Below are 11,559 nucleotides of genomic sequence, written 5' to 3'. Positions count from 1 at the left end.
GGGACTTGAGCAACGACTTGCGTTCGAAACTGACAGGTATCGAGGTGTCGCCAACGACGTTCCCGGGAGTCGTAGCCCGGGCAGGCATGACCACAGCGGGGGCAGTCAAGCTTGGCGCTGCGATCCAGACAGACCTGAACGACAACTTCTCCCTGATCCTTATCCAGTTCGACCCCTGAGACAAACCAGGGAGAGGGGAGTCCCAGGATCTGTTCGTAGAGAGTGCATTGATCCAACGTTGGTCACCATCCATCGGATTAATCGGATGGGATAACAGTGACCAAAATTGGCAAGTAAATAAAGAGTTACCCACCAGAAGAAGTGAAGAGCCGGTTTTGTACAGTATTATTGGATCTGGCAAAACGCGCAGGCACGCGAATTCTGCATAGGTAGCCAAGCTATTTTTAGAAGTCTTTTTTATCAATGGGTTAGGCTGGGAGCGGCGCGCTCGTTTATTGACTTGAACGCGCTAGGTCGTTCAAGTCAATAAACGAGCGTTCTGTATAATCACTGTTAGCTTTATTGGCATTGCGCCAAGTGTCCGTGGTGCACTGAGTTTTGTGGTTCGATTAAGTATTTGGTGGCAGGGTTTTGTTTTGGTACTAGCCACACCACTATTGTCGTGTGGCTTTCGCACTTCGTAGGCAGTGAGTCGTGCCGCTAGTCGCCAACCACCATTGGCAAAAAACGCCAATCATGGTTGGCAAGTTGGGCAGGGAATTTTCGCTTCACCTGTTCGGTAAAAGTTTAGTATCGTGGTATCGGTTGGGTGTGCTCGGTAATTTTGGTGCCGGTGTAAATTTAATCTCACTGGCAGGCAGGTGGTCGTAGTAAAACTGAGTTTAGGCGTACTAAAAATGTATCGTGCTAAATCCAAAGCTAACAAAGCCATCAAATTGACGGCTTCTCCGTTGGTTGTTTGTGGTTTAACGCTACGCTACCACAAACACCAACTCCAAAGCCGCAATTTATGGTGGCGTTAAATGGAACCAAATAAGGGGGATCCATGAGATCCAGGAATCTGCAAACAACTCCAGTTGTGATAGTAAGCAACTACAGAATTACCCCCGACCCTGGGACAGGGAAGTTTTTGCACCAATTTACACCAGAAACTACATCGACCGTTTACCAGTTTATTGCCAATAGAGAGCCAGTTTTTACACAAGGTGAGAGGTACAATATTGGGTACGACGTCGAGAATGGAATGAACATCGTTGATGTTTCAGCATCTGCTAAAGCGGACGAAGTTGATCCTGTAGTCAGCCACAATGTAGCTCGCATCCTTGGAGAGCAACTTCGTGCTGTAGAAACAACCAAGTCTGATCAGCGGGTCGTTCATAGTGCGAATAGTGGGCACTATCTTGGGAAGAAGTACGCTTGGAGAATCTACGGGATGGCTGTAGCTAAGGGCACTTTTTATGATTACTTGGACGAGATTGGACATCCATCTGTGCGCTGTACCACAGAAGGTTCCGCTTCGACGGCTTATCTAGATGTAGGCATCGATACGGCAATGGATAGTCTAATAAATTCCTGCTCAAGGGTGGGGTCTTCGAGCAATAGATTCTCCTCCCCGTTGCTCGCCTCAAAGAACTGGTTCAACGTTAAAGGCATATCAGCAATTTCTGACAAAAAATAGGGCTGTTGCTTCGTGGCAACCACATTTAACAAGTGCAGGCACGGCGACGCCCTTTCCATTGCGCCTTCGGCTCCATTTCAAGGCCGCGCGTGCTGCAAGCGTTAAAAGTCTTACATAGGAAGGGGAAAATGGAAAAGGTCGAAGTTACATGGAGAAGAGCTCTGATAGTTTGGTGGAGTTATGTATGGCGTTTGTTGGTTTTCAGTATGCTTGTTATTGTTGTTATTGGCTTTCTATGTGGTTTTATTTTTAAGGCATTAGAGGCAGATCCAGAGGTGGCTGGAGTTACAGCAGGTGTTCTTGGTTATATGGCTGCAATCTTTTTATCTGTTTTTATACTAAAGAAGGTGCTGAATAAAAAATATAAAACGTTTTCAGTGGTAATTGTTCCTGAGAAAAAATCTTAGCCAGCCATGCAAGAGGGAAGTGGACTTACCCCTCCCCGCTGCATATCTGACTCACTTCGGCTTTGCCTGCATCATAAGGTCGTCGATTGAAAAAATTTGGATAATCAAGGAAGGTTGTTCGTGGAACAAGACGTTAATATAAATAAATACGTGATTAAGTTCTTTTTTGCTTATGCATTAGTGTCGGTTGCTGCTTTTGCAATATTATATTTCCTGGATATAGATGCAAACTCTGGTGTGTCTGTTGCCGTATTGATTGGTGGGGCCATGTATGCGGCAGGTAAGTTTTTAGAAGATAATAAGCGAATGCCGAGCAAGCAGGAGAAGTCAAAGCTAGTCTGGCTGTCCTTGTTTTCCTGCTGGGGTTTATCTATAGATTCTTCAATAATAATTGTCTTGGCAATGGCCGGTTTTGATGGTCTTTTATACATATATGCGATTTTTAAAAGCATGAATTTTTTGATTATTCTTGGGCTGTTCATGTTTGTGTCACTGCTATATTTTTTAATCTTATCATGGTGTTATGGTGGCTTTGCTAAAAGGCAGCTTAAGACTCTTCAGAAAAAAGGGAAGGTTTGAAAATCATCTTAAGGTTATTCGGGTCTGCGACCTCCAGCGGGTAGGCACCAAGGGTTTATTTTTATTGTTGTGAACTCGTTTTCAGAGTATGGTTGACTATAAAAAGCCTATATTACTGTTCAGAAGCCAAGGGAGCCTGGATGTGTACATAGTTAGTGGCTCAATATTAAAGTATGATGGTGATGATATATCATATCCATGCAAGGATGTTAACGCGAATGAGTCTATCTATTTATCAACTGAAATCTCGCTTTCAGGATCTTTTGCGCCCGCTCGTGACACGTTTGTATCAGAGTGGAGTTACCGCCAATCAGGTAACCGTCATGGCAGGTGTGGGGTCTATATTACTTGGTGCCCTGTTATGTCTGTTGCCGCACCCCGGGCTATTTGCACTTATCCCGCTTTGGATGTTCATAAGAATGGCACTCAACGCCATCGACGGCATGTTGGCACGCGAGTTTTCCCAGCAGTCTCGCCTTGGTGCCTACCTGAATGAACTGGCCGATATCGTTTCAGATGCGGTTCTCTATCTGCCGTTTGCCTTGCTAGCTGGGGTTGAGCCTGCGCTGATCATCGCTTTGACACTCCTGGCTATTATGAGCGAGTACACTGGGGTGCTCGGTGTGATGGTGGGAGCGGACCGACGCTATGATGGCCCCATGGGCAAGAGTGATCGCGCATTGGTATTTGGCACTCTGGGTCTTTTGGTCGCCTTGGGTTGGTTGCCTGCCTTCTGGCTGAACCTGGTCTTTGCTGCGGTCATCCTCTTGCTATGTTTGACGATCTTCAATCGGGTGAAGTCCGGCTTGAAGCAGAGCGAGACAAAAAATTAATTTTCCCAAAGTAAGGCAGTAACATGCTTACTTGGTCATTGAGGTCTTCCATCTAGGGCCATGCGTCTCTGCACAGCAACTTGCTGGCGTACCTGCCAGTGATTGGCTCCGCAATCATCTGCGGGCGCTGTGCATGGTTATTTTTCGTACCTGTAGCAGGAGTTTGTCGTTATCCATGAATACGCTGACTGGCTGGGTCGCCGAGTTGACCGCCAAATGCATTACGTTAGCCGCTAGGCTCATAACAGGTACTCGAGCGCTTTGGTTGGGTTGCAACCCAAATCACAACCAAAGGCTCTATTTCGCCAACCATCGCAGTCACGTTGATTTTGTACTGCTATGGGCCTCACTACCGGCTTTGCTCCGCAAGAGAACCCGCCCGGTTGCTGGTGCTGAGTACTGGAAGAACACTGCGCTAAAGCGCTTTATCAGCCAGCGGGTGTTCAATGCCGTGCTGGTCCCAAGAGGGGGCCGGGGTAAGGGCAATCCTCTGGCACCCGTACAGCAGGCATTGGCAGATGGCGACTCGTTGATATTTTTCCCGGAAGGCACGCGAAACCTGAGTGAGTCACCGCTGTTGCCTTTCAAGAGCGGTATCTATCATCTGGCTCATGCCCACCCTGATTTAGAGCTGATACCTGTCTGGATTACTAACCTGAATCGCGTCATGCCCAAGGGGCGCTACCTGCCCTTGCCGCTGCTATCTACGTTGCATTTTGGCGCACCGATCACACTCCAGGATGAGGAAACCAAGATGGAGTTCCTTGAACGACTACGTTTGGCACTCCTTGATATGTCACGGGAGGATGTATGAGCCAGACAATGTGGTTGTTTGCCGGTATCGGCTTGCTCCTGGTATTAGCGACTCTGATAGGTAGGCTGCTTGCCTGGCGTAAGGGCCGCAATGCTGTCATCGACAACCTCAACGCCAGGATCAATGCATGGTGGGTGATGGTTCTTACCATCGGCATCGCCTTCATGTTCGGTCTATATGGCGTGATTCTGCTGTTCTTCCTGGTGTCTTTTTATGCATTGAGAGAGTTTCTGACCCTGACGCCAACGCGGGATGGTGATTACCTGGCCCTGGTTGCTGCCTTCTATTTTGCGTTGCCGGCACAGTATCTGCTGATAGGCCTACAGTGGTACGGCATGTTCAGTATCTTGATCCCCGTATACGTGTTTCTTTTGATGCCGATTCTGTCTTCTTTCGGCGGCGATATCACCCATTACCTGGAGCGCACTGCCAAAGTTCAATGGGGACTGATGATCGCCGTTTACTGCGTCTCAACCGTCCCAGCATTGATGACACTGAAGATAGAAGGCTTTGAAGGGCATAACCTGATGCTTATCGCCTGGCTTATCCTCGTGGTGCAGCTATCTGATGTGCTGCAGTATTGCTGCGGGAAGCTATTCGGCAAACGCAAGGTGGCACCCAAGCTGTCGCCATCCAAAACCATTGAAGGCTTGCTGGGTGGTGTGCTGCTAGCGACGATGGTAGGCGCTGGCCTGTACTGGATAACTCCTTTCTCACCTTGGCAGGCGGCACTGATCGCTTTGCTCGTTAATTTGCTGGGCTTCGCCGGTGGCCTGGTGATGTCGACGATCAAGCGTGATCGAGGGGTCAAGGATTGGGGCCATATGATAGAAGGCCACGGCGGCATGCTCGACCGTATCGACTCAGTCTGTTTCGCAGCACCTGTGTTCTTCCATGTGGTGCGTTACTGGTGGGGGTGAACGTTTGACCACTCTAGGCTTTGCACCGCCACCGGAAAGCGGGACACCCACTTCAACGCCTAACGCTATTGAAGGGGCTTGAGCGCCGATGTTGCTGCACTGAGAGTTTCATCCGCCCAAGCAGTAAGTCGGGTGCTGGCCTTAGTCCCTGAATGAGTACTTGAAAATGAGCACCTGAATGACTACTTGAATGAGCACCTGAATGAGTGCCTGAGCTCACTCCCGCTCACTCTTGGTGGAGCGCAGCAGCACGCGGTCCATGCCGCGGGTGCTCAGTAGCCGCCTCAGCACCGCGAACAGGTGCGTAGGCACCGTTACTGCATAGCGGGGTCGCGGGCGCGGGCTTTCCAGCGCGTGGATCAACTTTTTCACCACGGCCTCGGGGCCGAGGGTGAAGGCGCCGCCACTGTCGCTGCCGGCTAGCCGTGCTTCTACCTTCTGATAGGTGTCGGCATGGGCGCTCGCGGCGGTATCAATATGCGCCTGGAAGGCTCGGTAGGCGTTCTCGCGAAACCGGCTGGTGATGGGACCGGGCTCGACCAGGCTGATATGAATGCCGCTACCTTTGAGCTCCATGCGCAGGGTATCGGTGAGGCCTTCAAGAGCGAACTTGGAACATACGTAGGCGCCGCGATAGGGCAGGGCGGCAATGCCGAGTACCGAGCTGTTCTGTACGATGCGGCCGTGTCCCTGGGCGCGCATCATCGGCAGCACCAGGGTAGTGAGCTCGTGGGTGCCGAGCAGGTTGGTCTCGAGCTGTTCGCGCAGCGCATTACGGCTCAAGTCTTCCACCGCGCCGGGCTGGCCGTAGGCGCCGTTGTTGAACAGCGCCGTCAGTCGCCCGCCGGTGCGCTCTTTTATCGCTTCCACTGCGGCCTGAATCGAGTCGCTGCTATTTAGATCCAGCACCAGCGCCTCAAGGCCTTCCTCTTCCAGCCGCTTAACGTCGGACTCGGCTCTCGCCGTAGCGAACACTCGCCAACCGCGCTTCGACAGGGCATGTGCTGCGGCCTGGCCGATGCCGCTCGAGCACCCGGTGATCAGTATGCTCTTTGCCGCCGTGTCTGGGGCCTGTGTCATCCGTTGCTCCTGGTTGCTTATTCCGGTATGTGATTGCTCACTACTGGTCATGCTCAGTCTCCCACCAGTGTCAGGCGGCTAGCGCCGTTACCCAGCGGATTGACCTGTATCTGGACGGGGATGCGTTCGTGCATTTCCTGAATATGCGAGATCACGCCGACTCGGCGCCCCTGCGCCTGCAGGCCATCCAGCGCTTCCATGGCCAGCGCCAGGGACTGAGGGTCGAGGCTACCGAAGCCTTCGTCGATGAACAGCGATTCGATGGCGAGTTCGCCGGAGGCCATCGAGGCAAGTCCGAGGGCCAGGGCCAGCGACACCAGGAAGGTCTCGCCGCCGGAGAGTGAATGCACCGAGCGCTGCTCGTCGGCCATGTCGTGATCCTCGACCAGCAGCCCGAGCGGGCTGCCACCCCGGCGCAGCCGGTAGCGGGGCGCGAGGTTGCCGAGGTGGGCATTGGCGTGGTCGAGCAGCAGTTCGAGATTGTAGGCCTGGGCAATGCGCCGGAAGGCCTTGCCGTCGGCGGAACCGATCAGGGCGCTAATGCGGCCCCAGCGCTGCTGCTCGGCTCGGGCGGCATCGAGCTCGGCCTGAGCGGCCTGCTGGCGGGCGCGGCGGCGGTCGTCGTAGCGCAGGGCGTGAACGGCGTCATCCCGGTTCTGCTGTGCGGCCTCACGCTTGGGCGTTAGCTCGGCGAGCTCTTCGGTAAGCCCTGCCTTGCGCTGCTGAATTGTCGTTGCGGTGTCGTCACTCAGCAGCGCACTGTTTGCTAGGTCATTGTCTTCGCTGCTGGCTTCATCTACCAGCGCTTGACCTCTGCGGTGTGTAAGTAACAACTCACGGCGCTCGTTCAGGCTAGCATCGCTGCGCTGAAGGGCTTGCTCTGCCTCGCGGATGTCCCGCTCCTGGCGGTTGGCTTCATCCTCGGGCTGGGCCTGCAAGCGGGCGAGGGTGTCATCATCCAGCTCTGGGTTCGCCTGGCGCCATTCTTGAAGCTCTCGCTCCAGGGGCTCGCGTTCCTCTTCAAGGCGTTTTAGCTGGGCGGCTTCGTGGCGTTCTTGCTGTGTCAGCTCGCCCTGGCGGCGCTCTGCCTCATGCAGGGCTGCCAGGGCGCTATTCAGTGCCTGCTGGGCGCTGGCCTGCCGATTATCGAGCCGCTGCTGCCAGGCATCGGCGCTGTCATGTTCGCCGAGCCGTTCGTTGAGTTCGCGGGCAACCTCGTCGCGCTCTTGCTTGAGGGGCGGCAGTCGTTCGGAGAGCGCCTGAAGCTCCGTTTCGACGCTTTTCCGTTGGGTGTCCAACTGCGTCAGGGTTAGCTCGTCCTGTCGTAATGCTTCCTGAAGCGGTGCCAGTTCGGTTTCGGCGCGAGTCAGTGCCTCGAGTGCCTGTTCATGGTGCTGGCGGGCGCTGTCGTTTTTTTGGCGCTGCTGGTTCAGCCAGGTCTCGCGCTCGTCGGCATCAATGGCCTCGAGTTCGGCGCTTAGCGGCTGTTCGGCGAGGGTCTTTTGTGCAGCGGTCAGGCGCTGCTCGGCGGCCTGAAGGTCACGGCGCTGCTGCTCAAGCGAGCTTTCCAGAGCGCGGTACTGGCCGAGCAATTCATCGCGGGCCTGCTGAGCCTGCTCCCAGTCGCTCTGCGCTTCGCTGAGTTGGCGGTCTTCGTCGGCCTGTTGGGCGGCAAGCTGTGCGGCTTCGGGGGTTGCCGGCGGCTGGTGACGCCAGGGGTGATCGTGGCCGCCGCATACCGGGCAGGGCGTGTTTTCCTTAAGGCTCTCGCGCAGCTTGATTACGCTCTCGCTACGCACGGCGCGGCTGCGTTCGATAAAGGCCTGCACGCTGCTGTGATGCTGGTGTCGCTCATCGAGCCGTTGCCGTGCGGCCTTGCCCTTTTCCATGAGCTGGGCCTTGCGCGCCTCGTCACTCTCCAAGCGCTTTACCAGCGATTGCCGGGCATCAAGGGCTTGCAGGTATTCCTGCCAGCGGCTGTGCAGCGTGCTCAATGAAAGCTGGCGCTTGGCGGCCTGGTCGTGGGCCTGCTGGGCCGCCTGACGGGCGTCGCTTAGCTGGCTGTGCTCGCCCATCAGTTCCCGTAGCTTTGCCTGCCATTCGTCGCGCCGGCGCCGGTGTTCCTGCTGCTGGGCCTCGGCCTTGCGGCGGGCCTCATTGGTCTGATTCGCCTTACGTTGGTACTGCTCGTGGCTCGACTCAATATCCGCCAGCCGCTGGTTCAGGCTGTCGCGTCGCTGGGCCAGCTCCCGGGCCTGGCGCAGTAATGGCTCGGCGTTCTTGCGTGCCTGGCTGGCCGCCGTCAGTGCTTGCTGGGCCTTAGTGTGCTCCTGAGTGGCGCTTTGTTGCGCCGCCTGGGCGTCTGCCTGTGCCTTTCGGGTGCTGGCAAGGGCCTTGTCGAGCCGGTCGATCTCGCCGGGCAGTTCGGCCTGGCGGGCAAGCCGGTGGCGCTTGGGGGCGATCAGGCGTCGCCATGCCTGGTCGGCGCGAGCGGGGCCGAGCGCCTGCCAGCGGCTTTCAGCCTCTTGCTGCTGCTGGCGGCCTTCCCGGTAGGCCGCGTTCAGTCGCTCATCGGCGCTATGCCATTGCTGGCGGGCCTCCAGGCGTTTGGCTTCTTGCAGCCTTGCATCCAGTTCGCGTTCGGCGGCATCCACGCTGCGTTCCAGCTCGGCGCGGGCGTCGGGCTCGGCGGGCAGGTCGTCGGCGAGGTGGGTGTTCAGTTCGGCGACGGTTTGATTAGCGACCTTGGCGCGCTGGAAGGCGGCGATGGAAAGCTGCGAGTACTCGGCGGTGTCGGTGAGCTTTTCGAGTAGCTCGCTTCTGGCATTGTCGTCGGCTTTGAGGAAGGCGGCGAACTCGCTCTGGGCGAGCATGACGGCGCGAGTGAACTGGTCGAAATTGAGCCCGAGACGTTCCGGCAGCAGGTCCTTGAATTCATTTTTCTGAGCGGTCAGCAGGCGGTCGTCGTCGAGGTCAGTAAGCGATTGCTCCGCGCCTTGCAGGCGGCCATTGGGTTTGCCGCGAGCACGGCGGACCGCCCAGCGGGCGCGGTAGCGTCGACCATCGCGGCCTAGAAAGTCGACCTCGGCATGGCCCTGGCTGGTGCCGCGCCGCAGCAGGGTGCGGGGGTCGAAGCTGGTCATATCGGTGTCGCCGCTGTCCGGCACCCGGGCCTGATCCTGGCGGGCGCCGCGCAGCCGCGGGGTGTTGCCATATAGGGCCAGACACAGGGCATCGAGCAGAGTGCTCTTGCCCGCACCGGTGGGGCCGGTGATGGCGAACAGGCCGGCGTCCCTAAGGGGCGCGGCGGTGAAGTCGAGTTCCTGGCTGCCGGAAAGCGAGGCGAGATTTTCGAGGCGGATGGCGAGAATCTTCATGTGTCAGCCTCCGCGTCCATCACATCCTGCATCAGCAGCGCGAAGTCGCGTTTTACCTGGTCATCGGCGGGTTCGCCGTACTCTTCCTCCCAGGCGCGAGCGAACAATGCCTGGGGCCCCAGGCTATCCAGCGTGTCGCGGCGCGAGCCGGCCGCCTCGCCGCCTGCCTTGGGGTAGCGGGTATGGATGCGCAGCAGGCGCAGTGCGCGGCCTTCCAGGGCGGCATCGACCCGGCCGCGTAAATCGGGCTGTGGGCCATCCAGGTCGATACGCAGTTCGAGCCACGGCCAGCGCTCAGTGGCGAGATCAGGGTCGTCATTAAGGGCATCGAGCTCGGCGAGCACGCTTTCAAGGTCGGCGGGGCCCAGGCGCTTGAGCTCGACGCTGCGGGGAATCCGCAGCGTCTCGGTAGCGGCGAGGGTCTCGCCGTCGAGAATGACTTCGACCACCTGGTGGGGGTAGTCGACTTCGCTGAAGTCGAGCGGAATGGGGCTGCCGCTGTAGCGGATGCGCGCTTCGCCGACCTGCTGGGGCCGATGCAGATGGCCCAGTGCTACGTAGGCGATATCGTCGGGAAAGAGGCTCGCTGAAAGCGATTCTTCGCCGCCGATCACGATCGGCCGCTCGCTGCCCTCGGACACGGCGGCGCCGCGCAGGTGGGCATGGCTCATGGCGACCAGGGCCTGATCCGGCTGGCGCTTGTCGCGTGCGGCAGCGATCAGCTGTTCATGGACGGCGCTGATGCCAGCGACGTAGTCATTGCGGTTCTCTTTACTGCGTACAGCACCATTGGCGTCCTTTCGCTCGCCCTCGTTCGCCGTCAGGCCCGTGCGGCCGGTGACCTCGGCAGGGCGCAGGAAGGGCAGCGCCAGGCACCAGGCGCGGGTTTCGCCTGCGGCATCGGTGAGAGGAACGAGCAGGCGCTCGGCATCGAGCTGGCCGTCGTCTTGCCAGTGCACGCGGCCCAGGGCATGGGTGTTGAGGCGAAGCATCAGCGGGGCGGGCAGCTCGACCCGATTACCGCTGTCGTGGTTGCCGGCGATTAGCACGATATCAAGCGACGGCAGACGCCGGTGAGCTTCGACGATGAAGTCGTAAAGCAGCTCCTGAGCTTTCAGCGAGGGATTGACCACATCGAAGAGGTCACCGGCGACCAGCAGGGCATCGGCGTGTCGGGCCTCCAGCGTCTCGAGCAGCCAGGTGAGAAACGCCCGGTGCTCGACGTGGCGCTCCTGGCCGTGAAAGGTCTGGCCGAGGTGCCAGTCCGAGGTGTGAATCAGCTTCAAGGCGGACTCCGCATCGTCCATGAATGGCTGGGCACCATCATACTGCCAATGGGCAAGCCGCTGCAGGGGCCATCGCGGATTGGTGTACGTGGATTCAGCGTTCAGCGCTTGGGGGGAAGGGGCCCTGTGCCGACTTGCAAAGGTGGGGGATCTGAACTGGACTTCAGGATAAAGCCTAAGGATGCAGCCTATGATGACTAACCCGCTAACCAGCAAGCGGCCCACCAACTTAGGTATTCACCAGGGGCGTCTCGCCAGTTGCGATAAACGCCGAAGCAGCGTTTCAAGCCAGGCGGAAGATAAGGCTCACTATATCGCGCCGTTGGAGCCGGGCGACCGGACCACGGCACAGTTGATGAAGCGCCTGCAGACGGCGCTTGCCGGCTGCGAACAGGCCGAGGTCATCACGGTTACCGACACATATCTGTATGCCGAATGCCATTCACCGCTGGGGTTCATCGATGACCTGGAATTCTTCTGGTCGGATGAAGAGGGCGTCTGCCATGTGCGCAGTGCCTCGCGTCTCGGTGTGACCGATCTTGGCAAAAACCGAGCGCGGGTCGAGAAAATACGCATGTTGCTCGAGGGCTGGGGTTTCTGCGATTAATTCAGATGATATTACGA

General features: G+C 57.2%; 11 protein-coding genes. 7 read left to right on the top strand and 4 right to left on the bottom strand.

What is annotated here, in order from left to right:
- A partial coding sequence (locus BLR71_RS12650) for a transposase family protein (protein WP_139172634.1) occupies window positions 1-236 on the bottom strand: 236 nt, incomplete at its 3' end.
- Window positions 237-1,006: 770 nt separating this feature from the next.
- Between BLR71_RS12650 and BLR71_RS17495 the strand changes: the two genes are divergently transcribed.
- The 6 genes from BLR71_RS17495 to BLR71_RS12625 all read left to right on the top strand — a co-directional run bounded on the left by BLR71_RS17495 (window position 1,007) and on the right by BLR71_RS12625 (window position 5,192).
- Window positions 1,007-1,639, top strand: coding sequence for a hypothetical protein (locus BLR71_RS17495; RefSeq protein ID WP_139172632.1), 633 nt, complete (start codon window positions 1,007-1,009; stop codon window positions 1,637-1,639).
- 128 nt (window positions 1,640-1,767) lie between these two features.
- A complete protein-coding gene (locus BLR71_RS17490; RefSeq protein ID WP_139172630.1) occupies window positions 1,768-2,046 on the top strand; it encodes a hypothetical protein in 279 nt (92 codons plus the stop codon).
- A 120-nt stretch (window positions 2,047-2,166) separates the two neighbouring features.
- Window positions 2,167-2,625, top strand: a complete 459-nt coding sequence (locus BLR71_RS12640) for an ABZJ_00895 family protein (protein WP_092526950.1) — start codon at window positions 2,167-2,169, stop codon at window positions 2,623-2,625.
- Window positions 2,626-2,843: 218 nt separating this feature from the next.
- Window positions 2,844-3,458, top strand: a complete 615-nt coding sequence (locus tag BLR71_RS12635; RefSeq protein ID WP_092526947.1) for a CDP-alcohol phosphatidyltransferase family protein — start codon at window positions 2,844-2,846, stop codon at window positions 3,456-3,458.
- 175 nt (window positions 3,459-3,633) lie between these two features.
- Entirely contained in the window at window positions 3,634-4,272 is a 639-nt protein-coding gene (locus BLR71_RS12630; protein ID WP_092526944.1) for a lysophospholipid acyltransferase family protein, read from the top strand.
- Window positions 4,269-5,192 (top strand): phosphatidate cytidylyltransferase, encoded by a 924-nt coding sequence (locus BLR71_RS12625; RefSeq protein ID WP_092526941.1) that lies wholly within the window; start codon window positions 4,269-4,271, stop codon window positions 5,190-5,192. The genes BLR71_RS12630 and BLR71_RS12625 overlap by 4 nt, the downstream gene beginning before the upstream one ends.
- Window positions 5,193-5,408: 216 nt before the next feature.
- Here BLR71_RS12625 and BLR71_RS12620 read toward each other — a convergent pair whose 3' ends face one another.
- Genes BLR71_RS12620 through BLR71_RS12610 form a run of 3 tightly spaced genes read right to left on the bottom strand, consistent with a single transcriptional unit; the run spans window position 5,409 to window position 10,935 of the window.
- A complete protein-coding gene (locus tag BLR71_RS12620) occupies window positions 5,409-6,272 on the bottom strand; it encodes an SDR family oxidoreductase (protein WP_092526938.1) in 864 nt (287 codons plus the stop codon).
- A gap of 53 nt (window positions 6,273-6,325) precedes the next feature.
- Window positions 6,326-9,649 carry an AAA family ATPase gene (locus tag BLR71_RS12615; protein WP_092526935.1) on the bottom strand — a complete coding sequence of 1,108 codons (3,324 nt, stop codon included), beginning with the start codon at window positions 9,647-9,649 and terminating at the stop codon, window positions 6,326-6,328.
- Window positions 9,646-10,935 (bottom strand): exonuclease SbcCD subunit D C-terminal domain-containing protein, encoded by a 1,290-nt coding sequence (locus tag BLR71_RS12610; protein ID WP_092526983.1) that lies wholly within the window; start codon window positions 10,933-10,935, stop codon window positions 9,646-9,648. Before BLR71_RS12610 ends, BLR71_RS12615 begins: the two co-directional genes overlap by 4 nt.
- Before the next feature lie 190 nt (window positions 10,936-11,125).
- Between BLR71_RS12610 and BLR71_RS12605 the strand changes: the two genes are divergently transcribed.
- Window positions 11,126-11,542, top strand: a complete 417-nt coding sequence (locus BLR71_RS12605) for a DUF1499 domain-containing protein (RefSeq protein ID WP_217629329.1) — start codon at window positions 11,126-11,128, stop codon at window positions 11,540-11,542.
- Window positions 11,543-11,559: the final 17 nt, after the last annotated feature.

The sequence above is a fragment of the Onishia taeanensis genome, assembly GCF_900100755.1.
Lineage (GTDB): Bacteria > Pseudomonadota > Gammaproteobacteria > Pseudomonadales > Halomonadaceae > Onishia > Onishia taeanensis.
This window is presented reverse-complemented; position numbering and strand designations above follow the sequence as displayed.

Coding starts and splice junctions, on each gene's coding strand:
- BLR71_RS17495 (WP_139172632.1), top strand. CDS start 1,007: ATGAGATCCAGGAATCTGCAAACAACTCCAGTTGTGATAGTAAGCAAC.
- BLR71_RS12605 (WP_217629329.1), top strand. CDS start 11,126: ATGATGACTAACCCGCTAACCAGCAAGCGGCCCACCAACTTAGGTATT.
- BLR71_RS12615 (WP_092526935.1), bottom strand. CDS start 9,649: ATGAAGATTCTCGCCATCCGCCTCGAAAATCTCGCCTCGCTTTCCGGC.
- BLR71_RS12630 (WP_092526944.1), top strand. CDS start 3,634: ATGAATACGCTGACTGGCTGGGTCGCCGAGTTGACCGCCAAATGCATT.
- BLR71_RS12625 (WP_092526941.1), top strand. CDS start 4,269: ATGAGCCAGACAATGTGGTTGTTTGCCGGTATCGGCTTGCTCCTGGTA.
- BLR71_RS17490 (WP_139172630.1), top strand. CDS start 1,768: ATGGAAAAGGTCGAAGTTACATGGAGAAGAGCTCTGATAGTTTGGTGG.
- BLR71_RS12620 (WP_092526938.1), bottom strand. CDS start 6,272: ATGACACAGGCCCCAGACACGGCGGCAAAGAGCATACTGATCACCGGG.
- BLR71_RS12635 (WP_092526947.1), top strand. CDS start 2,844: ATGAGTCTATCTATTTATCAACTGAAATCTCGCTTTCAGGATCTTTTG.